Genomic DNA, 22,674 nt, shown 5'->3' with positions numbered 1-22,674 from the left:
CCCCTTAAGGGGCAGCCCGTGAAAGAAATGCGGTCGGCAAACCTTTCGGGGCCCCTTAAGGGGCTTCGTCCGTATCATGCCCTTCTAGGGCTTACTCAAGCCTCCGGCTTTGCCGGAGGTTTTGACTTGGGCTGCGCCAGGGATCCAGGCCCTGGGACGCCCGACGCAGCCCAGGACGATGGGAAATCAGGCTCTGACCAGGTACACCCTTGCCTCAAACGGCCGCAGTGCCCACGGGCCCGGTTCCTCATAATTGCAGAACACCGTTTCCAGATATCTGCCATGGGTATCGATCTCAAGCAGCGGCATCCGCTCATCGGTGAAATTGCAGAGGACGTAGAGCGTATCCCCGTTGAGCGAGCGGGTATACCCCAAAATCTTATCGTGCTCCGGCCAGAACGGCATAAAGTCTCCGTCCCGGACGATCGCGTTCTCCCGTCTGAACCGCAGAAGCCGCTTATAGTAAGAAAGCACGGAGCGGTCGTCGCTTTGCTCCTGTTGGGCGTTGATCTCTTTATAGTTTGGATTTACTCCAATCCAGGGCGTGCCTGTGGTAAAGCCTGCATTGGGAGATGCGTCCCATTGCATCGGCGTGCGCGCGTTGTCCCGGCTCACCCGGTGGATATACCGCATCATTTCATCATGGGTGACACATCCGCCGCCTACCAGGTCGCGATAGGCGTTCCTCGTTTCGATATCCCGGTAATCTCCAAGGGAATCAAACGCCGCGTTGGTCATGCCCAGCTCTTCTCCCTGATAGAGGAATACCGTGCCCTGCATGAGATAAAGGCAAGTGGCCAGCATCTTTGCCGACCGGGCGCGGTATTCCTCCCGCTCGTCACCAAATTTGGAGACTGCCCGGGGCTGGTCATGGTTGCCCCAAAAGAGGCAGTTCCATGCCGTGCCCTTCAGGCCGTTCTGCCAATGGAAAAAGATTTTTTTGAGATCCGGCAGCCAGACGCGCCGGTCGCTCCACTTTCCATAAGGCCCGTCCGTCGTACTGGTATGCTCAAACTGAAACACCATATTCAGCTCGCCCCGGTTGAAGCCGGCATATTTTTTTGCCTCCTCCACCGTAACGCCCGGGCATTCGCCCACCGTCATGATATCGAAGCGGGAGAGGACGCGCTCGTTCATCTCACGCAGGTACGCATGGACATGGGGTCCATTGATACAAAACGGAGACAGGTCGCCGCCCGGCCCGTCCGGCAGCGTCTCGGGTTTGGAGATCAGGCTGATCACGTCCATGCGAAAACCGTCCACCCCCTTATCCAGCCACCAGGTCATCATTTGAAAGACGCTCTCCCGCACGGCCGGGTTGTCCCAGTTCAGATCCGGCTGTTTCGGGGAAAAGATGTGCAGATAGTACATCCCGCTGGGAGCGTCATACTGCCAGGCGGACCCGCCAAACCAGGAATTCCAATTGTTCGGCGGGCCGCCGCTGCGTCCCTCCCGCCAGATGTAGTAGTCACGGCGGGGATTGCCGCGGTCGGCGCGGCTGTGCGCAAACCACCGGTGCTCATCCGACGTGTGGTTGACGACAAGGTCCAGTATGATCCGGATCCCGCGCTTGTGCGCTTCCCGCAGCAGGCACTCAAAGTCTTCCATCGTACCGAAATCGGGCTGTATCTTTTGATAATCGCTGATATCATACCCGTTATCCTCGTTGGGCGAGGCGTATATGGGGCATAACCAAATAACATTGGCGCCAAGCTCCGCAATGTAGTCCAGCCGCCGCAGGATCCCCCGCAGGTCGCCGACGCCGTCCCCGTTCGAGTCCTGAAAACTCCTGGGATATATCTGGTAGACGACGGCGTCCTTCCACCACTCATGCTCTTCCATCCGCAGCATCCTCCTTTTGTGTCCCCGCATGGAAATATTTTCGATAGCTCGCCGCAAAGTAATAGGGGTTTGAATATCCCACCACGGCCGCGGTCTCTTTTTCGCTCAATCCGTTGTTCTCGATGAGCTCCCTGGCCCTGCTCATCCTGACCCGCAGGAGGAAATCAATGAATGTCTCGCCGGTGCGCTCTTTAAACTGCCTGCTCAGATGGACGTAGTTGATATGATACTGTTGGGAAATCTGCATCAGGTTGATCTCATCCATGTAGTTCGTCTCGATGCGCCGGATGACCTCCTCCACCACATCTGCAGTCGTTAAGGCCCGTTTGGCCGCGATATTCCGGAACACCTGGTCGAAGACCTGACTCAAAAAAGCATCGGCGTCCGCCATCCACTCAATACGGTTGATCCGGTCAATGTAGTTTTCACCGATCGCAGTGGTAATGTTCACTGCATAGCCGGCCCTGCTGCTGCATTTTTCAAGGGTAAGCGTAAAGTCGATCAGCACTTGCCGCATTGCGGGGAGGTAAACGTACTCGGATCGACTCAGCGTTCCAATGATGGCCTGCCTCAGCTTTGACGCTTCTTCTTTCTTACAGCGCGCGAGCAGTTCTGTGATCTGCTGCTCGCTGATGACGGGCTCCTCGGGCGCATTCTTATGGGCCTGCGCACTATCGCAGCATATGATTGCTCCCCGCCCGCGGTGGAGGAACCGGAGCGCGGCCAGGGCCGCGTCCAGTCCGCTTCGCAGGCGGGCGATTTCGTTCACCTCTCTGCCGGTCCCGATGCGGAGATCGCCGCCCCACATCGTTTTATAATTTTGAAAAAAAAGACGCAGCCAGTTGTTATAGGCGAGCTTCGCTCCCGCGTTGTATGGGCAGGCAGCCAGGGAAAAAAGGCAAATGATATTCCGATCATCGTGATACGGGTATACCTTTGTTGGATAGGGCGCTTCCGCCGCCAGGCGTTCCAGCGATTCCTGATAGCCTGCCGTACCGCTCTGGCTGATCTCGGGCTGTATGCACGAAATCACGACGCATCGATTCCGGAAGGCACCTTGGTGGCGCAGGCACACTGTCTCAAGCTGTTCCTGCGACGTACGGGCGATGGTCGTCCGGAATACCGCGTCATATGGATCGGCGTCCCTTTTCCGGGACAGGCTTTTTTCCGTCAGCCGTTTGGCGGCGGAGCACAGCACCTCGTTGAGCTGGCGCGGATCAATGGGCTTGAGCAGATACTCGGCTACGCGGGCGTGGATCGCCTGACGGGTATATGCGAAGTCGGTATACTCACTGAGTACGATGACTTCGCAGTCCAGCTTCCGATCCTTCATCTCCCGGAGCAGCCCCCGGCCATCACAGACCGGCATCTTCATATCGGTCAGCACGATATCAACGGGCCGGCGCTCCAGGATCTGCAGGGCGCGCGCACCGTTTTCCGCTTCTCCTGCCAATTCCATGCCGAGCTCCCGCCAGCGAATGCTTTGAACGATCCCCCGCCTGATCCAATCCTCATCTTCTACAATCAACACCTGGTACATCGTTTCACCTTCTCACGGCAGTGACCTCGATCCGAATGACCGTGCCGATCCCAAGATCACTTTCCAGTTCCAGAGCGCCCTGCTTGTCATAGAGCAGCTTCAGCCGGGCATTCAGGTTGCTGATGCCGATGCCGCCTTCTTTTCCGCCCCCTGCGCCGCTGCAATCCGCAAGATCCGCTTTGATCTCAGCCAGACGCTCCGGCGGTATTCCCTGTCCGTCGTCGGCAACCTCGAACATCAGCCTGTCCTCCTCCATCCAACCCCGGATGGAAATATTGCCCGGCTCCTGACGCTGTTCAAACCCGTGGATAATCGCGTTTTCCACCATAGGCTGAAGAGAAACCCGGGGCAGGAGATAATCCATGACATATTCCGGGACGTCGATGAGAGCATGGAGGCGGTCTCCATAACGGATCTTTTGGATGGACAGGTAGTTTCTGACGTGCTCGATCTCCTCCCGCACCGTTGCAAGGGAATCCTCCCCCTGGATGCTGTACCGCAGGATACTTCCCAGCGCCATTGCCATCGTATTGATTTCCGGCGCGTGGTTCAGCAGCGCAATGCTCCCCATGGACTGGAGCACGTTGTAGAGGAAATGCGGATTCATCTGTGCCTGCAGCGCCCGTATGGTCGCCTCCTTTTGACGGATATTCATCACATATTCGTTATGGATGGAGGTCTCCAGCTTGTCCATGAGGTGGTTGAAGCTTTCTCCGAGCTGGGCAATTTCATCCGCGCCGTGCACCTCGACGCGCTGGCTCAGGTTTTGGAGCCCCGAGCGGCCCATAACCGCCGCCAATTCTTCCACTGGCCTGCTGATCGCCCGAGAGGAGACCGTCGTGATCAGAATCGCAATCAGCAGCGCAAGGAGCGCCGTGACCACGATGCTCGTCGATACGGAAAGCGCATCGGCCGTATAGGCCGCCTCCGGTATCAGGGTCATGACATACCAATCCAGATCGGCCGCCTTCGCAGAGACCATCACATAGGTCCGGCCGTCCTCCAGGACTACGTCCTGCTTCGTTTCCCCGCCCAGACGTCCGGCGAGCCGGTCCGGCAGCACTCCCCCGGTCCGCTTCCCTGACGAGTCAAAGATCACCCTGCCCCCGGCGCCTGCGATGTATGTGATCGCCTGCTCGTCCGGACGGATCAGATTCGTCAGCCGCTCCAGATCGCTCAAGTCCACGGTAATAAACATGACGCCGACCGGTTCAAACCGTTTTTCCGTATTGACGATCTTCCGTGCGGCGGTATAGACATAGGGGGGCTGGGACCTGTTGCTGCGCAGGGGAATGTGCAGCTGCGTCGGGAGCATGCGAAGGCCATGCTCCCAGCCGTCAACCCCCTCCAGCTGGGCCAGGTATGTCTCTGGAAGGCCGCACGCCAGATAGCTTTCATAAAATCCCGCTTCATCGCGGGTGGCATAAAACAGCCGTCCGTTCCAGTCAACGAAGATGATGCTGTATAAATCGGAACGGCTGCTCAGCGTCGAGAGAAAGACCGTCTTCATAAGCGCGGCGTCCTGAAAGGTGCTGTGTCCTTCCCGCCGTCCGCGGGTGCGCAGGAACGCTTCAAAGTTCTCATTGAGGTAGATGGATTGAAACAGGTTGTTGAGCTGAGAATAGGACGTGCCCAGCTTTTCCACCCCGGCCTCCACCAGACGGCTGTTCAGCGTCAGCGACTGCTCCCGGATCACCGCAAGCGACTGGCTGTGCGTAATGGCGGCGACGGCAACCAGTGTGGCGGTCATCAGTACTGTGACTACTGCGATCAGTTTATACCGCAGCTTTTTTGCATTCGGCATCGTGCTCCACCACCCATCCGATCGTTCCCGTGTTCCTTGTGATTATAGCAAATCTGCGTTATAAAACAAAGCGTTTTTCGGGCACATCATCCAAGATGCTAAATGATTTCAATCGCACGCTAAATCGTTTCAATGCTTCCGGGCGATTGTCTGCTATAATCATAACTGACGGAGCGGCTGCCGCGCATCACTCAATCATATCAGAAGGAGGTCCCCATAGATGAAACGAAACCTGTCTTTGCTCCTGTGTTTGGCAATGGTGCTGACCCTGTTTGCCGGGTGTTCCGCAAAGCAGGGCGCCAGTGAAACCGCGCCCCCCTCCACGTCTTCTTCCGACCCCGCCCAGGCCGCCTCCAACACCCCCGCTCAGGAGCCGGTGACCATCCACCTTTTCCATCAAAAGCAGGAGGCCCAAGAGACCTTCGCAAAGATCATAGACGCCTTCCACGACGCGTATCCCTACATCACGGTGGAACAGGAAATCGTCACGAACGACCCCTCCGCCATCTTGAAGGCGCGCATCGCCACAGATGAGGTGCCTGATATTTTCCAGGGCGCCCTCGACACCATGGATATCGCCCAGGGCGGCTACATCATGGACCTGGCGGGAGAGCCATTCCTGGACAACATTACGGGCGAGGCGCTGCGCGACGCCTCCTTTACAGACGCGGACGGACACACCTGGGCCATGCCGGTGGACGGCAGCTGCGAGGGCATCTTCTATAACAAGGATATCTTTGCAGCGTATGACCTTACGCCTCCCAAAACCCTCTCCGAGTTTGACGCCCTGCTCGAGACCCTGAGGGACAACGGCGTCACCCCGTTTGCCCTCGGGTTTAAAGACGCCTGGACCATCAAGCCCATCGCTCTGGTCGCGGCTTCGCCTGCGGTCTACGCGATCGATGCCGATTGGAACGCGAAAAAGAGTTCCGGCCAGGCAGCCTTTGCGGATACGCCTGCCTGGACCACCTCCTTTGAACTGCTGAAAAAGGTCTATGAGAACGGCAACACCAAGACCGCCTTCGACACCGATTACAACGGCGCCTGCGCCATGGTGGCCCGGGGCGAAGCGGCAATGATGGTGCAGGGGCTCTGGGCTTTGGAGCCGATCAAGAGCGTCAACCCCGATGTAAACCTGGGCATGATGGCAATGCCGGTCTCCGAAAATCCGGATGACACCAAGCTGTTCCAGTTCCCCGACTTCGGCCTCTCCATCTCTGCCTCCACCCCGCATCCCGAAGCGTGCAAACGATTCCTGGAATTCCTGACCCGGCCTGACAGCGCGGAGCTCTGGTGCAGCACTGCAAAGCTGTTTTCCGCGGTGAAGGGCGTATCGGTGGACTTTGATCCCCTGGCGGCCGATGTCAACGCCTACATTGACGCGGGCATGGTGAGCACACAGGCCGACCGCGGCTGGCCGACCGCCTTCCAGCCGGAGTTCGAGGCCGCTCTTCCGAACTACCTGCTGGACAAGGCCTCTCTGCCGGATATTCTGAACAGCTTGGATTCCGCCTGGGACACCGCAAAAGCGGCCAGCCAGTCCTGACCCTATGGATCAATAGCTGATATGGGCCGGGGCGTGGAGACGCGATACAGGGCGTCCTCCATGCCCCGGCCTTCTTGAAGGAGCGTTGGTCATGCAGCGTACAAAACGCAGGCGCAGCCTTACTTATTTCGCATTCATCCTTCCTGCGATGCTCTTTTTCGTATCCTTTTTTATTTTTCCGTTTTTGAAAAGCCTCTGGCTCTCCTTTACCGACGCCTATGGCTATAACCCTGATGTGCATTTGATCGGGCTTAAGAATTATCAGGAGGCCCTCTCCAATCCGAATTTTAAGAACGCGCTTTGGATCACCCTGAAATACACGCTCTTTGTTACGGTCCTTGCCAATCTGGCCGCCCTGGGCCTCGCCTTTCTCTTGGACGGCAACGTCCATTTTAAAAAGCTGTTTCGGGCCATTTTCTTTCTTCCCAACCTAATGAGCCTCATTATCGTAAGTTTTGTCTGGGTCTTCCTCTACGGCGGCGTGTACCAGTCCTTCGCGGAACTGCTGCAGATCCCGGAGGCGCTTCAAATCAGTTGGCTGGGGAATGAACATATGGCTCTTATCTCCATGGGGATCACCGCGGTATGGCAGTGTGCCGGCTACTATATGCTCATCTACATCGCCGGGCTGCAAAGCGTCCCGCACGAGTTGATCGAAGCCGCACAGATCGACGGCGCCAGTTCCTGGAACATTGTCCGCAAGATCAAGCTGCCTCTGCTGGCCCCCGTTATTTTCATGAATACGATCCTTCTGGTGACCGCCTGCTTGAAAACCTTCGATATCCCGATGGCGATGACCTCCGGCGGTCCTGCCGGCGCGACCACCACGATTGCGCTTCAGATCTACAACACCGGATTTCGGGCCAACCGGACCGGTTATGCGACCGCCCAATCGGTCATCCTATTTCTTATCATCTGCGCCATCACAGCGGTCCTTTCTATCTTCCAGAATCGAAAGGGGGCCAAGGATACATGAACCGCGTGGCTACGCTCCATACGCGCCGGCGGAGCCTGCGCCGCCAGCGGCGCGGCGTTGGGATCACCGTCGTGACCGCCTTAATCGCGCTGGTGTTCTTCTTCCCCGTTCTAATCGCCGTGCTCAATTCCTTCAAGGACAAGGGCGAAATCATTGCCTCGGCCCTCACGCTGCCTCAGGCGCCGACCCTTGAAAACTACCGAACGGTACTGGAGGCGTCCAATTTCCCGACCGCGTTTCTCAATTCCTGCCTGGTTACCGGCGGCGGAATCGTCCTGAACCTGATCGTAAGCACGCTGGCCGGGTACGCGCTGGCCCGCTGGAACTCCGTCTGGGCCGATGTCCTGACGCTGCTCTTCCTCTCGTCCATGTTTGTTCCGTTCCACACGATCATGATCTCGCTGCTGACCACCGCCAAGGGCATGCACCTTACCGGTCACATTTACGGGCTCATCCTGATTTACTGCGGGCTTCAGTGCCCGATCCCCATCTTTTTAATAAAGGGCTTCGTGGACGGCGTGCCGAAGGAATTGGAGGAGGCCGCCATGATAGACGGCTGCGGCACCGTCCGTCTGTTCTTTTCCGTCGTCCTGCCCATGCTTAAGCCCATCCTGGCCACTGTCGCCGTTTTGAACGCTCTTTGGATTTGGAACGACTTTCTGCTCCCCTACCTGATCCTTGCAAAGCCCGTCACGATTCCGCTCAGCCAGATGTATTTTTACGGTCAGTACAACCAGCAATGGAATCTTATCATGGCTGGGTTTGTTGTCTCCACGATCCCGGTCGTGCTCTTCTTTCTGCTCATGCAGAAGCATATTATCAATGGAATCGCCGCCGGCGCCGTCAAGGGATGACGGGCGCGGATCGCGCGTGGGCGATGTATCTGTTTGGAGCACCCTCACAGGGCAAGGGACAACACGCCTTCCGGCGAGCCGAGACCGGTGCCGGCAAGGAAGCGGACGCGGAGAAACGGGATCACGGTAACGCTTGCCCTTGCAGCTCGCCTTGCCCTATTCCAGCCTTCCCCAGCCGCAGCAAGTTCTGACTCAGGTGGTGACGCATCCGTGGGCTATTCTGCCAGCAGCCTAAGCGAGGACGATACCGTTTATATGCTTTTGACCGACCGTTTCTTTGACGGGAATCCCAACAACAACGGTACGCTTGGAGAAGAGTACCGTCCCGGGGACCTGCACTACTACCAGGGCGGCGACTGGGCCGGCCTGACGCAGAAATTACAGTACATCAAGGACCTGGGCTTTACCGCAATCTGGATCTCCGCCCCCCAGGAGAACGAAAAGTACAGCCGCTCCGGCGACGAGGCCGGATATCATGGTTACTATACCAAAGACTTCAACCGCCCCAATTCGCATTTCGGTACGGAAGCGGAACTCAAGGCGCTTATTGCAGCCGCAGATAATCTCGGTCTAAAGATTATCATCGATGCCCAGCTCAACCATACCGCGGATTACCTGGAGTACCCTTCCACCACTTACTCCCCCGCTGATTACAAACCGGCGGCCCCCTTCGACAATCCCGCCTGGTATCACAACACCCCCAACATCGTAAATTTTGACGACCCCAATGAGGCCCAAAATTACAGTCTTGGCGGCCTGGACGATCTGGCGCAGGAAAATCCAGACTGCTGGCAGGCGCTCATGGATGCCTACTGGAATCCGGACACGGACAGCGGCTGGTTCAGCTATGGCTTTGCCGGCTCCCGGGTCGATGCGGTCATCGAGATTCCGCCGCAGTACCTCGCCCTCTATGAGCAGCACACCGGCAAGCCCAGCTTTGGGGAAGCGTTTACCGGCTCGGTAGATGCCAATGCCGCATTCCAGAATTATATGTGGGGCATGCTCGACTTTCCGCTCTACTTCCAGATGAACAAGGTGTTTTGCAAGGGCGAAGCGTGGGGCGGCGTCAAGTGGGTGCTGGACCAGGATGATAAGTACAACGACACGAACCGGCTCTTCACCTTCCTGGATAACCATGATCGTTCCCGTTTCCTTGCGAATGCGGGCGACAACTGGGCCAAGCTGCGTCTGGCGCTGGCTTTCCAGTATGCCGTGCGCGGTATCCCGGTCGTGTACTATGGCACGGAACAAAATATGGCGGGCGACTTCAAATATACGGAGGACACCATCAATTACTACAACCGTGAGATGATGAGCAGCTTCAGCGAGAATACGACCACCTTTCAGTATCTCCGGCGGCTCAACCGGCTGCGCAGGGAATACAGCGACCTTTTTACGCAAGGCGTACAGCGTGAGCTCTATTACTCTCATGGCGACCCCGTGTATGCGTTCAGCCGCCGAAACGAGAAAAACGGCAATGAATTGATCTGTCTCTTCAACAATTCCGCTTCCGAGCAGACCAGAACCATCACACTCAACCCGGGGGGCGCCAGCTTCACGACCGGTGCCCAGCTCACCGACCTTTTAAATACCGACTCGGTCATTCAAGTCCAGGAGGGGGACGTTCCGAACAGCCGGAGCATCACGGTTACGCTGCCTCCGAACCGCGCAATGATGCTGACCAGCGGCTGCCCGGCCGAATACCATCAGCCCGTCTATACCCAGACCAGGGTCATCATCCATTACGACACCGGATTCGGCAACACCCTTTCGCTCCGCGGCGACACCCTGCCGCTCCATTGGGACTTCGGGCAGAGGTGCGAAAACGTCGACGCCGCTACGTGGCAGTTCATCCTGGAGCGCCCCGTCTCCGGCAACCTGTCGTTCAAGGTCCTCCTGAACGACACGACCTGGGAATCCGGAAATAACCACGTCGTCCAGGCGGGCGGCACAATCGAACTCTGGCCCAGCTTCTGACCCGGCATTGCAGTACGTGACCGATCACGCAGATGGGCGGTCAACGCAAAGGAAGCGACGGGCTCGTCCCGTAAACGATTTGAACGTTACCTCGCCGTCTGCCTGCGCCCCGCAGGTGCGCCATGGTACCCGGGCAGCGCGGAACCCCTGGAGGGTTTGGGGGAGCGCGCAGGCGGAGGCGTGGAAGCAGGTTTCCGCTTCCACGCCTCCGCCTGCCAGGCTGTCGAAACCCCCTCCTGGAGAAGAGCCCCGCAGAGTTGAGTCGTCCGCAGACGACGGAAGGAAAGGAAGCTCCGTCATTTCCGGCGACACGTGCGTCGGAAATGACACCTCTCATGACGGACAGGGCGACTTTTCTGCCAGAATCGAGCCCTGTCCGTCATGTATTCCTCTGTCGAAAAAGGCCAAAGGCCTTTTTCGACAAGCAAAGCCGGGCGGCAGCGCCGCCCGGCTTTGCCTGCACCGGGATCACAGCATTTTTAAAATCTCTCGCTTGAGACGGTTGATGATGCGCTTTTCCAGGCGCGAGATATAAGATTGCGAGATCCCAAGGGAATCGGCCACCTCCTTCTGGGTCCGCTCCGGCCGGCCGTCCAGCCCAAAGCGCATGGTGATGATCTGCTTCTCCCGTGCTTCCAGCTTCTCCATTGCGTCGAAGAGGAGCTTACGGTCCACGTCATCCTCGATCGGCTTCATCACCAGGTCGTTTTCCGTCCCCAGGATATCGGACAGCAGCAGCTCGTTGCCGTCCCAGTCGGTGTTCAGCGGCTCGTCAAAGGAGACCTCGCTCTTCAGGTTCACGATCTTGCGCAGATGCATCAGAATCTCATTTTCGATGCACCGTGAGGCATAGGTAGCCAGCTTGATGTTCTTGGCAGGCTGATAGGTATTCACTGCCTTGATCAGACCGATGGTGCCGATGGAGATCAGATCCTCGATGCCCACGCCGGTGTTTTCGAACCGCCGGGCGATATAGACCACCAGGCGCAGGTTGCGCTCGATGAGCTGGGACTTGACCGCCTCGTCCCCTTCTTCCAGCCGTGCGATCAGGTCCGACTCCTCGTCTCTGGACAGGGGCGGCGGAAGGGTGTCGCTCCCCCCGATGTACATGATCTTTCCCGGCAGCTTCAGCCCCAGCCGTGCCAGGGCCTGCTGCACACGGACGTAACAGCGCAAAAGCCAGGCGCTCATATCCAGCCTCCCAAATCATTCTTTTTCTTCCGCCTCGTTCAGGCCATGGGGACCTGCCCGGCGGCGCGGAACACCGGCGCCGCGTTTGACGCAGAAGGCCCCCCCGCCGGGCGTTTCCCGTGGTCCCGGCAGGATCTATGTACCGATCAGGGCGCTATAGCCCCCGCCGTCGGACAGGCGGTTGGGCGAAAGCGCCACCAGCAGTGTTCCGTAATCCTCCCGGCCCACCCTGGCCCCGTCCAGCCGCAGAGAGAGCAGCATGCCGCACTCCACCCCCACCGCCTGATAGGGCAGCAGGCGGCACCGCCCCAGAAAGCCCGCCTGGGACAAGCGTTCCAGCGCCGCCACCGGGTCGCGCAGGTCCGCTTCGTCCGGCGCCTGCCCGGAGGGAAACAATCCCGCCACCTTCTCCCCCTCCGCCACCATCACTGGGCGGCCCGTAGCCGGGTCCGTCAGGGTGTTTCCGGTATCCACCAGGGCCGTCAATGCCACCCGCCGCCCGTCCAGGGTAAGCACCGCAGGCACCAGCTCCTGCCGTGCGGCGGTGTGGCGGGCGGAGCGTTGGAAGAGCAGGGTGATGACCACGTAGCACCCCGCCGCCGAGAGCAGGATGAGGCGCAGGTCCATGGCGGAGGAGAATACGCCGTTTTCCAGCGTGAGCCCCCTCCCGCCCAACAGCTCCAGGGCCAGGATCCCGCCGGCAAAGGCTGCGGATACCGCGAAGAAGACCAGCGTTACCCGCAGCAGACGGCGGCTTCCCCCATAACCGATCAGCAGGGCCAGGACCGCCGCGGCCAATTTGCACAGGGGATGGAGCAGAAAGCCCATCCCCGGCAGGAAGACGGCGGCGGCGTACGCGCCTGCCAGCGCCGCGCCCAATGCCAGCCGCCCCCGGTGGAGCACCTCGCCCGCCAAACGCCCCGCGCACAGCAGCAGCAGATAATCCACGACAAAGTTGAGCAGGAACAGCGCGTCGATATACACCACCGTCATTCTGCGCGTCCCCCTGTTCGTCCTGTCTGGCCGACGCTCCTTTGTATGCCTGCGGAGCGATGCTCCCGCGCCTTGCCTCTCGCTTCCGCTCACGCGGCATGCGCCGGTATCTTTGCCAGCGACGGCGGCAGCGGTCTCGTCCAGCAGAGATCATTATACGGCAAGCCGCTCTCAAAAAAGGTCAGATTCGGGCCGCGCTGCAAAAAGAAGGTGACAAGCCTTTTAGCTTGTCACCTTCTGCTTTTCCTTATGAATTTCCATATTGCTGCCGCGGTATTGGGCGAATGTGATTTCCCTTTACACGGTAAGCAGCGGGGCACGGGACCGGATGAGGCGGGTCAGCGGTTCGCCCCAGGGGATGACCTCCAATCCCATCTCCCGTAGCTGCTCCTCCACCCCGAGCTCGCGGGCGCAGGAAACGCAGGCAGAGAATGCCACGCCCTGCGCCCGGGCCAGGCGGATGCGCCCGGCCACTGCCGGATCTTCGACCGCCAGCCGTGCGCTCTCCCCCCAAAGGATAACGGTGACCTTCTCCCACCAGCCGTGGGTCAGGCTGTTGACGGCGTACATCAGCACCATTTTATCAAATACCACCGGATCGGCGTTGGTCCAGAGAATATGCAGATGCTCCTCCATCGTCTTTTCCTCACAATCCCCGCCAGAATTCCGGCCGGACGTCTTGTCTGCCCGCCAGCGCCCCGTCCAGGAGCGCCAGCAGCCGTTCCCGCTCCTCCGGCAGGCCGCCCTTGAGCGGCAGGTAATTGGAGGCGTGGTCGCTGGTAAAATGGAGGGGAGACACCTGCAGGCTCTCCAGCAGCAGCCGGGTCTCCTCCAGTGCCTCCCGGGCATCCAGCAGTTGGAATTCCCCCCGCTCCGCCTGACGGGCCAGCGGCGTTCCCGGCGTTGGCAGATAGGTCAGCGCGGACAAATGCCGTGGGCCCATGGCATTGATCAGCGCCGCCGTATCCAGGGCATGGGAGCGGCTCTTCTCCCCCGGTCCGGCCAGGCCGATGAGGACCATGGTCCACAGGTCGAAGCCCGCCTTGACCAGGCGCTGTCCGGCCGCCAGCATCTCCGGGGCCGTCACCCCTTTGTTGACCGCCCGGAGCACCGCGTCGCTGCCGCTCTCCACCCCCAGGTAGAGCCGCACCAGCCCCGCCTCCCGCAGGGCGGCCAGTTCCCCATCCGTTTTCGCCAGGGTACTGCGCGCTCCTGCATAGGCGTTGACCCGCTTCAGCCCCGGAAAGCTGCCGTACAGGCGCTCCAGCACCGCCAGCAGGTCCGCCGTGTCCATGGCAACCGCATCCCCATCGCAGAGGAAGACCCGCTCCACGTCGCCGTAATAAGCCCCGGCCAGGGCGATATCCGCAAAGATCTCCGGCAGAGGGCGCACATGATAGCGCTTGTCCCGATACATGCCGCAGAAGGTGCAGCCGTTGTGGGAGCAGCCCACGGTGACCTGCAGCAGATAGCTTCCGTGTTCTCCGGGCGGGCGGTAGATGCTGCCCTCGTACCTCACCGCACCAGCTCCGACAGGGCGTCGTACAGGGCGTCCATCTCCGCCTGGGTGCCCACGCTCACCCGGAGATGGTTCCGGATGCGGGGCTGATCCCACCAGCGCACCAGAATGCCCCGCTCCCGCAGGCCATCCAGCAGCGCCTTGGCAGGCGCCTTCGGATGGGCGATGAAAAGGAAATTGGACGCAGACTCGCACACGTCGAAGCCCAGTGTCTTGAGCCGGGCCGCGGTACGGTCACGGGTGGCGATGATCTGAGCGGTGGTGGTGCGGAAATAGTCCGGATCCCGCAGGGCGCCTTCCGCCCCCGCCAGGGCAAGCCGGTCCAGGGGATAGGAATTGAAGGAATTCTTCACACAATTGAGCGCGGCGATCAGGTTCTCCTGGGCCAGAGCAAACCCCACCCGCAGCCCGGCCAGGGAGCGGGACTTGGACAGGGTCTGCACCACGACCAGGTTCGGATAGCGGTCGATGAGCTCCACCGCCGACTCCGCGCCAAAGTCCACATAAGCCTCGTCCACCAGGACCACCGCGCCGGGATTGCCCTCCAGTATCCGCCGAATGGCATACAGAGAGAGGGCCCGGCCCGTGGGCGCGTTGGGGTTTGCAAGCACTACCCCGCCGTTGGGGGCCAAAAAGGACTCCACAGGCACCCCAAAGCCCTCGTCCAACGGCACCTGCCGGTATTGCAGGCCGTAGAGCGCGGCAAAGACCGGGTAAAAGCTGTAGGTCACGTCGGGAAAGAGAAGGATCCGGTCCGGGTCAAAAAAGGCCTGAAAGCAGAGGGCCAGCACCTCGTCCGAGCCGTTGCCCACAAAGACCTGGGACGGCTTCAGGCCGCAGGTGGCCGCCATGACTTCCCGCAGCTGGGTACAATCCGGGTCGGGATAGAGCCGCAGCGGCTCGTCCGCCGCCGCCCGGATGGCGGAGAGGGCCATGGGCGAGGGGGGATAGGGGTTTTCGTTGGTATTGAGCTTGATGAATTTCCGCTCCCGGGGCTGTTCCCCCGGCGTATACGGGGTCAGGCCCCGGATACGGCTGCTCCAAAATTCCTTCATTCCTGCGGTGCTCCTTCCGGATTACGGATCCATTTTTTGATGCTCTTCTCCGCCTTGCTGCGCGGGATCATCAGCTCATGACCGCACCCCTGGCAGCGCAGGCGGAAGTCCATCCCCACCCGCAGCACCTGCCAGGTATGGCTGCCGCAGGGGTGCGCCTTTTTCAATTCCAGCATGTCGCCCACATGGATGTCCATGACCGCTCCCCCCTTCCCTGTATCTCTATCATTATAAATTCCAGCCCGCCCGCTGTCAATTCAAGGCTGCGCTGCGCATATAGTGGGCTATCAAGAAAAAAAGCCCATGGACGCTGGAAAGGATTGGTCATCTTGACGATGCGCTTTTTGCCCGAGGGCCATTTGCTCTCTTTGCCGGAACATCAGGCTGCCTGCGCCTCCCCCGCCGCCCTGCGCAGGGCCATGGAAGAGGAAACGATCCTGGAAGGAATGGTGCGCCTGTGCGACGCGGAGCACAACCTGCTGGTGACGGTTGGCCCGTATCAGGGCCGCATCCCCCGCGCCGAGGCCGCCCTGGGCATCACCGACGGCACGACCCGTGAGATCGCCATCCTCTCCCGGGTCGGCAAGCCGGTCTGCTTCGTGGTCACCGCCGTGGAGGAGACCGGCGGTACGGTGCGCCTGACGCTGTCCCGGCGGCTGGCGCAGCAGAAGGCCCTGGACGCCATGCTCGCCCAGCTCTCCCCCGGCCAGGTGATTCCCGCCGTAGTCACCCACCTGGAGCCCTTCGGCGCCTTCGTGGATATCGGCTGCGGCGTGACCTCCATGATCGGGATCGAAGCGATTTCCGTCTCCCGCATCCCCCACCCCGCGGAGCGCTTCTCGCCCGGGCAGTCGATCTTCGCCGCCGTGCTCGACCTGGACCGGCGGGCCGGGCGGGTGTATCTGACCCACAAGGAGCTGCTGGGCACCTGGGCGGAAAACGCGGCCCGCTTCCAGCCGGGGATGACGGTGCCCGGCATCGTGCGGGGCATCAAGGAGTACGGCGCCTTCGTCGAGCTGACGCCCAACCTGTCCGGTCTGGCCGAGCTGCGCCCCGGACTGAAAGAGGGCGACCGCTTTTCCGTCTATCTGAAGGCCATCCTGCCCGAGCGGATGAAAATCAAGCTGCTGGCGATCGACGCCCTGCCGCCGCTGGAGAAGCCCGAGCCGCTGGAGTATTTCATCACCAGCGGACCGCTGCGCAAATGGAAGTACGCCCCCGAGGGGTGCAGCAAAGTAGGCGCGGAAACAGTGTTTGCGCCCTGAGCCCGCCCCGATCCGGGCCCTGCGCGCAGGCAGGGACAGGGTCGCCCACAGCCTGCCGCGCCAAATGCAGATACCCGTAGGAGCGGGGGAAGCCCCCGCCCCTACGGGTATTCTTGGATCCGGCCGCCGCACCCGGACGCATGCGGCGCACCTCCTACGGATTGCCGGCGCCCCGTTCGATCAATTCCAGGATCTCCTCCACGGTCTCCGGCACGTCGTAATCGCCGGTCAGACGACCGGGATAGTGGTAGACCAGCCCCGCCCGTTCGTTACGCTCCAGGCAGTCCAGCAGGGCCGTCTCTCCATGCCGCCGGAGGAATTCCACAAAGGCCCGCACGCGCGTTTTCTCCCGAATTTCGCCCGGGCAGGGAAACTCCGGGCATTCCCAACAGCCCGCATGCCCCCGCGCCAGGCCGCACCGGAAGCTTTTGCACCACGCCTTGTCCGGACAGCCCCCGCTGCGGCAGCCGGGGCACCCCTCCTGCTCGCTGCACAGGCAGCAGGCCAAGCCGCAGTAGCCAAAGCCCAGCGTGCGCTTCACGTCCCGCCGCCTTCCCGGCCCTTGATCTCCTCCCAATACCGCCGGGCGGCCTGCTCGGTCTTATTATCTCCGTACTCGTAGTACCGTTTGCCCGCCAGCGCGTCGGGCAGATACTGCTGGCTGACCCAGTGGCCCGGAAAATCATGGGGGTACCGATAGCCCTGCTCCCGCTCCTGCCCCGCCGAGTCGGCGTGCCTGTTCTGAAGGTGCCGGGGGTAGTCCCCGGTCTTGCCCGCGCGCACGTCGGCCATGGCATGGTCCAGGGCGATGTGGGCGGAATTGGATTTGGGCGCGGTGGCCATGAGCACCGCCGCGTCTCCCAGCGGGATCCGGGCTTCGGGCAGGCCCAGCAGATTGGCCGCATCCACACAGGCCTTGACGATGGGGATGATCTGGGGATACGCCAGGCCCACATCCTCACAGGCGATGACCATCAGCCGCCGGCAGGCGGAGATCAGGTCTCCCGCCTCCAGCAGCCGGGCCAGATAATGGCAGGCCGCGTCCGGGTCAGAGCCGCGGATGGACTTTTGCAGGGCGGAGAGGATATCATAATGGTCGTCTCCCGCCCGGTCATACCGCATGGCGGAGCGCTGGGCCGCCATGCGGGCGTCCTCCAGGGTCACCAGAAGCCGGTCCCCTTCCCGCCGGGCGGAGTTCAGCAGCAGCTCCACCGCGTTCATGGCCTTGCGCACGTCCCCGCCGCAGGCGGAGGCGATGTGCTGCTGCACCCCGTCCTCACAGAGCGCCTCCGCCCCCAGCCGCGCCCCCATCAGCCGGACGCCCCGTTCCACGGCGGGCAGCACATCGGCGGATTCCAGGGGCTTGAATTCGAACACAGAGGCGCGGGAGAGCACCGCGTTATAGACATAGAAATAGGGATTTTCCGTGGTGGACGCGATGAGGGTGATCTTCCCGTTCTCCATGAATTCCAGCAGGGACTGCTGCTGCTTCTTGTTGAAATACTGGATCTCGTCCAGATAGAGCAGCACCCCGTCGGGGGCCAGCATGGTGCCGATGTCCCCGATGATGTCCTTGATATCCGAGATGGAGGCGGTGGTCGCGTTGAGCCGGTGCAGGGGGCGGTTGGTACGCTTGGCGATGATATTGGCCACGGTGGTCTTCCCCGTGCCGGAGGGGCCGTAGAAGATCAGGTTCGGAATACTGCCGCTGTCGATGATACGGCGCAGCAGGCCGTCTTTCCCCAGGATGTGGCGCTGTCCCACCACCTCGTCCAACGTCTGGGGCCGTATTTCGTCCGCTAAGGGCCGGTATGGCATGGAAAAGCCTCCCTTATTACTGCAGAATGGAGGAGAACCGAATTCTCCTCCATTCTAACACATGTTCGATTATCCGTAAAGGGGTCACATGGCGGGCAGATTCCGGTTGCTGCGGCTTACCGGGCCGTTGGCGTACAGACGCAGCAGCGTGACCACCGCCTGTTCCCGGGTATAGGTGCCCAGGGCTCCAAACGTGGTCTCCGACGTGCCGTTCATCACGCCCAGCTCCAGCACGGCGGCCACGTCCGCCTGCGCCCAGTCGGCCACGCTGTTCCAGTCGGTCATGGCCGCGGAGGGGTCCGCCGCGTCATAAGCGCCGCCATAGCGCCGGTAGCAGCGCATGAGCATCGCGGCGGCCTCCTGCCGGGTAATCAGGCCGTTGGGGTCAAAGGTGCCGGCGCCGCGGCCGTTGACGATCCCCAAGGCGTAGGCCGCGTTGCCGTAGCCCCGGTCCTCGGGCTTGGCCAGATCGCGGAAGGTCTCCAGCTGACCGCAGAACTGGTTCCACCAACTGCTGGAATTGCCGAAGGGCATCCCGTCCCGGTCCAGCGCGCTGGAGCAGTACACCCCCAGGAAGGAGCCGTCGTCGTCATAGCCGTACTGGAACGCCAGGAAGTGAACCACCATCTGGGCAAACTCAATGCGGGTGACCGAATGCCGCCAGCGGCTTTGCAGGTTGGAAGGGACCATGCCGAGCACGATGGCCTGGGTGACCTCTTCAATCGCCCAGGGCGAGGGCACGTCCTCCGGCAGCACCACCGCGCTTCCGTCGGCAGCGCTGCTGGAGGCGGCCATGGCGGGCGGCAGCGCGCCCACCGTTATTGCAATTGTCATCAGCAGGGCCAAAATACGTTTCACAGGCGTCCACTCCTTGTTTTTACTCTTAAAATAACACGCCCGGCGGCCTTCGTCAAGCTTGCAAAGCCCGCCTCCCTTTTCCTCGATTTGCGCGCGGGCCAGATCTCCGGCGATTTCACGATTGAAAAACATTTACCTGTATGATAACATACACATATGTATAAAAGCGTGATAAATCAGGATCTGAGGGGGAACAGAAAATGAACGATACCATTAAAAGAGCGCTTATTTCCGTCGCTGTATTTGCGGTAATTTACTTTTTGTCGTTGTGTATCGGAGTGCTAAGCCGTGAGATAAGGTTTTTGGGAACCGTAATCGGCACAGGCTGCTATTGGATCGGAAGTAATAAAAGATAAATCCCAGTTTGCAGGGGCAGCCTCATTTTTGAGGCTGCCCCTGCTCAGGCTGTTGAAAAACCCTCCTGGAGAAGAGCCTCGCAGAGTTCCGTCGTCCGCAGACGACGGAAGGAAAGAAATCTCCGTCATTTCCGGCGACATGCGCGTCGGAAATGACACCTCTCATGACGGACAGGGCGACTTTTCTGCCAGAATCGAGCCCTGTCCGTCATGCATCCCTCTGTCGAAAAAGGCCTTTGGCCTTTTTCGACAGGCTGTGCAGGGGCAGCCTCATTTTTGAGGCTGCCCCTGCTATTTTGACCAAGGGTACTCTAAATGCACAATTAAGGGAAAAGAGATAAGCCCGCCCGCGGCGCTGCCCTCAAAAGGCCGCCAGCACCGCCCGTACCGCCTCCTCCGGCACAGCGGGAAAGGGCCGGACCGGCTCCGGGGCGCCGCCGTAGGGCCCGAGGGCTTTCTCGAACCAGGCCACGTCGTGCCAGGCGCCGCATTTATAGCCGGTATTCCGGTAAACGCCCAGCTGCCGGAACCCCAGAGCCCGGTGGAGGCCCTCGCTTTTTTCATTGGGCAGGGTCACGCAGCCGTAGGCCGTCCGCACGCCCTGAAGCCGCAGCAGTTCCATCAGAACGCGGTAGAGCCGCCCGCCCAGTCCCCGGGACGTAAACGCCCGGTCCAGATAGACCGAAAGCTCCGCGTTCCACTGGTAGGCCTCCCGCTCCATCTGCCGGTGGGCGTAGGCGTAGCCTACGGTCCGCTCCCCTTCCCGGCAGAGCAGATAGGGGTATGCCCGGCCAATGCCCTCGATCCGCCGGGCAAACTCCGCCCGGGAGGGCAGGGCGCATTCAAATGTGATGGGGGTATCGATATACTGCCCGTAAAGTCCCAGCAGGTCCTGGGCATCCGCCGCCCCGGCAAAGCGAATTTCCATGTTCGTCTCTCCAAAACCAAGAAAGCCGCCCCGCCGCAGACGGCGGGGCGGCTCAGCCGGTCAGTTGTAAAGGGGATATTTCCCGGTGAGCTGGGCCACCTGGGCGCGGATCTCGCCGGCCTGGTTCTCAAACGCGGTGGCGGTCTGCCACATGAGCCGGGCGATCACCTTCATGTCTTCCTCCCGGAAGCCGCGGGTGGTGGCGGCAGGCGTGCCCACCCGGATGCCGCTGGTGACAAAGGGCTTCTCCGGGTCGTTGGGAATGGCGTTTTTGTTGACGGTGATGTTCACCTCGTCCAGACGCTTCTCCATCTCCTTGCCGGTCAGATGGGCCGGACGCAGATCCACCAGCATCAGGTGGTTGTCGGTCCCGCCGGAGACCAGATCGAAGCCCTCCTGCATCAGGGCCTGGGCCAGGGCGGCGGCGTTCTTCATGACCTGCTCCTGATAGCGCTTGAACTCCGGCTTCATCGCCTCGCCCAGCGCCACGGCCTTGGCGGCGATGATGTGCTCCAGCGGACCGCCCTGGCTGCCGGGGAAGATGGCGGAATCGATCTTCTTGGCCAGCGCTTCCCTGCACAGGATCATGCCGCCCCGGGGACCGCGGAGCGTCTTGTGGGTGGTGGTGGAGACCACGTCGGCATAGGGCACGGGAGAGGGGTGCAGCCCTGCGGCGACCAGGCCGGCGATGTGGGCCATATCCACAAACAGGTAGGCGCCCACTTCATGGGCGATCTCGGCAAAGGTCTTAAAGTCGATGACGCGGGGATAGGCGGAGGCGCCGGCCAGGATCATTTTCGGCTTATGCTTCTTCGCCAGGTCCCGCACCTGGTCATAGTCGATATAGCCCTGATCGTTGACGCCGTAGGCCACGATATGGTAGTTCTTTCCGGAAAAGTTCACGGGGGAGCCGTGGGTCAGATGCCCGCCGTTGGCCAGATCCATGCCCAGCACGGTGTCCCCGTGCTCGCACAGGGCCTGATAGACGGCGTAGTTGGCATTGGCGCCGCAGTGGGGCTGCACGTTGGCATGGTCGGCCCCGAACAGCCTGCAGGCCCGGTCGCGGGCCAGGTCTTCCACCACGTCCACACACTGGCAGCCGCCGTAGTACCGCTTACCGGGGTAGCCCTCGGCATACTTGTTGGTGAGCACCGTGCCCGCTGCGGCCAGTACCGCCTCGCTGACAAAGTTCTCCGACGCGATCAGCTCGATATTGCGCCGCTGGCGGTCATACTCGGCCCGGATGGCCGCGCCCACCTCCGGATCGCGGGATGCGATGAAGTCCATGATATCGTTGACCAATTCCCCTGTCGCCACCTTTCCAAATGTTACGCGTTAGCTTAGTATATTATACAAAATACGCCTCTGAAATACAATTGTCACCATTCGAAAAACTCTCTCGTTTTTTTGCGGATTCTGTGCTATATTGTCCAATGAGGTGATCCGAATGAAAAAACAAGCGGATGTGCTACGCATCGTGGAAGCTTTGAAGGCGGCTTACCCCGACGCTCTGTGCTCTCTGGACTACCGCAAGGACTACGAGCTGCTCTTCTCCACCCGTCTGGCCGCCCAGTGTACCGACGAGCGGGTGAACCAGGTCACACCCGCCCTCTTCGCCCGCTACCCCACCCTGGAAGACCTGGCCGGCGCCGACGTGTCCGAGGTGGAGGCGTACATCCACTCCACCGGCTTTTTCCGGGCCAAGGCGCGGGATATCGTGGCCGCCGCCCGGATGCTGGTGGAGCAGTACGGCGGCCGGGTACCCGCTACCATGGAAGAACTGCTCAGGCTGCCCGGCGTGGGGCGCAAGACCGCCAATCTGATCCTGGGAGATATCCACAAGGCCCCCGGCGTTGTGGTGGCGGACACCCACTGTATCCGCATCTCCGGCCGCTTAGGCCTCACCGACGGCACCAAGGACCCCGCCAAGGTGGAAACACAGCTGCGCGCCATCCTGCCGCCGGAGGGATCCAACGACTTCTGCCACCGGCTGGTGCTTCACGGCCGGGCGGTGTGCATGGCCCGCAGACCGGACTGTCCGAACTGCACCCTTCGGCCCTGGTGCGACTTCTTTACGCAGTCCGAGGCGCCATAGCCCGTCCCAGACATCCAAGAGCAGAGGCGGGGGGGGGGGGGGGGGGGGGGGGGGGGG

20 protein-coding genes are annotated in these 22,674 nt (G+C 60.9%); 6 read left to right on the top strand and 14 right to left on the bottom strand.

The window, feature by feature from the left end; translation table 11 throughout:
• Nucleotides 1–186: 186 nt before the first annotated feature.
• From NE547_RS16845 to NE547_RS16835, 3 genes are read right to left on the bottom strand one after another with little or no spacing between them, the layout of a single operon-like run.
• On the bottom strand, nt 187–1,842 hold the full coding sequence (locus NE547_RS16845; protein WP_256176507.1) for an alpha,alpha-phosphotrehalase: 1,656 nt from the start codon (nt 1,840–1,842) through the stop codon (nt 187–189).
• Nucleotides 1,829–3,382, bottom strand: a complete 1,554-nt coding sequence (locus NE547_RS16840) for a response regulator (protein WP_256176506.1) — start codon at nt 3,380–3,382, stop codon at nt 1,829–1,831. Before NE547_RS16840 ends, NE547_RS16845 begins: the two co-directional genes overlap by 14 nt.
• A 4-nt stretch (nt 3,383–3,386) precedes the next feature.
• Nucleotides 3,387–5,186 (bottom strand): sensor histidine kinase, encoded by a 1,800-nt coding sequence (locus NE547_RS16835; protein WP_256176505.1) that lies wholly within the window; start codon nt 5,184–5,186, stop codon nt 3,387–3,389.
• A gap of 220 nt (nt 5,187–5,406) precedes the next feature.
• On the opposite strand from NE547_RS16835, the gene NE547_RS16830 reads away from it, so the two are divergent.
• The 4 genes from NE547_RS16830 to NE547_RS16815 all read left to right on the top strand — a co-directional run bounded on the left by NE547_RS16830 (nt 5,407) and on the right by NE547_RS16815 (nt 10,539).
• Complete coding sequence (locus tag NE547_RS16830) at nt 5,407–6,732, top strand: ABC transporter substrate-binding protein (RefSeq protein WP_256176504.1); 1,326 nt, start codon at nt 5,407–5,409, stop codon at nt 6,730–6,732.
• Between the two features lie 91 nt (nt 6,733–6,823).
• Nucleotides 6,824–7,708 (top strand): carbohydrate ABC transporter permease, encoded by an 885-nt coding sequence (locus NE547_RS16825; RefSeq protein WP_256176503.1) that lies wholly within the window; start codon nt 6,824–6,826, stop codon nt 7,706–7,708.
• Nucleotides 7,705–8,562: a carbohydrate ABC transporter permease gene (locus NE547_RS16820; RefSeq protein ID WP_256176502.1), complete on the top strand. Its 858-nt coding sequence runs from the start codon at nt 7,705–7,707 to the stop codon at nt 8,560–8,562. The genes NE547_RS16825 and NE547_RS16820 overlap by 4 nt, the downstream gene beginning before the upstream one ends.
• 210 nt (nt 8,563–8,772) lie before the next feature.
• Complete coding sequence (locus NE547_RS16815) at nt 8,773–10,539, top strand: alpha-amylase family glycosyl hydrolase (RefSeq protein ID WP_256176501.1); 1,767 nt, start codon at nt 8,773–8,775, stop codon at nt 10,537–10,539.
• 468 nt (nt 10,540–11,007) lie between these two features.
• Here NE547_RS16815 and sigE read toward each other — a convergent pair whose 3' ends face one another.
• The 6 genes from sigE to NE547_RS16785 all read right to left on the bottom strand — a co-directional run bounded on the left by sigE (nt 11,008) and on the right by NE547_RS16785 (nt 15,494).
• Complete coding sequence (gene sigE / locus NE547_RS16810; RefSeq protein ID WP_186907166.1) at nt 11,008–11,730, bottom strand: RNA polymerase sporulation sigma factor SigE; 723 nt, start codon at nt 11,728–11,730, stop codon at nt 11,008–11,010.
• 135 nt (nt 11,731–11,865) lie between these two features.
• The gene (locus NE547_RS16805) at nt 11,866–12,723 is read right to left on the bottom strand and encodes a sigma-E processing peptidase SpoIIGA (protein ID WP_186907165.1); all 858 of its coding nucleotides are present in this window, start codon (nt 12,721–12,723) and stop codon (nt 11,866–11,868) included.
• 297 nt (nt 12,724–13,020) lie between these two features.
• Nucleotides 13,021–13,359: a DsrE family protein gene (locus tag NE547_RS16800; RefSeq protein ID WP_186907164.1), complete on the bottom strand. Its 339-nt coding sequence runs from the start codon at nt 13,357–13,359 to the stop codon at nt 13,021–13,023.
• Between the two features lie 10 nt (nt 13,360–13,369).
• Complete coding sequence (locus tag NE547_RS16795) at nt 13,370–14,242, bottom strand: radical SAM protein (RefSeq protein WP_256176500.1); 873 nt, start codon at nt 14,240–14,242, stop codon at nt 13,370–13,372.
• Nucleotides 14,239–15,297, bottom strand: a complete 1,059-nt coding sequence (gene hisC, locus NE547_RS16790) for a histidinol-phosphate transaminase (RefSeq protein WP_256176499.1) — start codon at nt 15,295–15,297, stop codon at nt 14,239–14,241. The genes NE547_RS16795 and hisC overlap by 4 nt, the downstream gene beginning before the upstream one ends.
• A complete protein-coding gene (locus NE547_RS16785) occupies nt 15,294–15,494 on the bottom strand; it encodes a DUF951 domain-containing protein (RefSeq protein WP_186907161.1) in 201 nt (66 codons plus the stop codon). Before NE547_RS16785 ends, hisC begins: the two co-directional genes overlap by 4 nt.
• Nucleotides 15,495–15,632: 138 nt before the next feature.
• Between NE547_RS16785 and NE547_RS16780 the strand changes: the two genes are divergently transcribed.
• Nucleotides 15,633–16,562 carry a S1 RNA-binding domain-containing protein gene (locus NE547_RS16780; protein ID WP_243204725.1) on the top strand — a complete coding sequence of 310 codons (930 nt, stop codon included), beginning with the start codon at nt 15,633–15,635 and terminating at the stop codon, nt 16,560–16,562.
• Nucleotides 16,563–16,716: 154 nt separating this feature from the next.
• Here NE547_RS16780 and NE547_RS16775 read toward each other — a convergent pair whose 3' ends face one another.
• From NE547_RS16775 to glyA, 5 genes are all read right to left on the bottom strand, one after another.
• Complete coding sequence (locus NE547_RS16775; protein WP_256176498.1) at nt 16,717–17,103, bottom strand: DUF3795 domain-containing protein; 387 nt, start codon at nt 17,101–17,103, stop codon at nt 16,717–16,719.
• Nucleotides 17,100–18,380, bottom strand: coding sequence for a replication-associated recombination protein A (locus NE547_RS16770; RefSeq protein WP_186907159.1), 1,281 nt, complete (start codon nt 18,378–18,380; stop codon nt 17,100–17,102). The genes NE547_RS16775 and NE547_RS16770 overlap by 4 nt, the downstream gene beginning before the upstream one ends.
• A gap of 84 nt (nt 18,381–18,464) precedes the next feature.
• The gene (locus NE547_RS18685) at nt 18,465–19,238 is read right to left on the bottom strand and encodes an S-layer homology domain-containing protein (RefSeq protein WP_256176497.1); all 774 of its coding nucleotides are present in this window, start codon (nt 19,236–19,238) and stop codon (nt 18,465–18,467) included.
• Nucleotides 19,239–19,955: 717 nt separating this feature from the next.
• Nucleotides 19,956–20,522, bottom strand: a complete 567-nt coding sequence (locus NE547_RS16760; RefSeq protein WP_186907157.1) for a GNAT family N-acetyltransferase — start codon at nt 20,520–20,522, stop codon at nt 19,956–19,958.
• A gap of 60 nt (nt 20,523–20,582) precedes the next feature.
• Nucleotides 20,583–21,824, bottom strand: coding sequence for a serine hydroxymethyltransferase (glyA, locus tag NE547_RS16755; RefSeq protein ID WP_305148548.1), 1,242 nt, complete (start codon nt 21,822–21,824; stop codon nt 20,583–20,585).
• Nucleotides 21,825–21,969: 145 nt separating this feature from the next.
• On the opposite strand from glyA, the gene nth reads away from it, so the two are divergent.
• Complete coding sequence (gene nth, locus NE547_RS16750; protein WP_256176496.1) at nt 21,970–22,617, top strand: endonuclease III; 648 nt, start codon at nt 21,970–21,972, stop codon at nt 22,615–22,617.
• Nucleotides 22,618–22,674: the final 57 nt, after the last annotated feature.

The organism is Flavonifractor sp. DFI.6.63, assembly GCF_024462255.1.
GTDB classification, from domain to species: domain Bacteria; phylum Bacillota; class Clostridia; order Oscillospirales; family Oscillospiraceae; genus Lawsonibacter_A; species Lawsonibacter_A hominis.
Note: the sequence above shows the minus strand (reverse complement) of the source record. Positions and strands in the feature narration are given on the sequence as shown.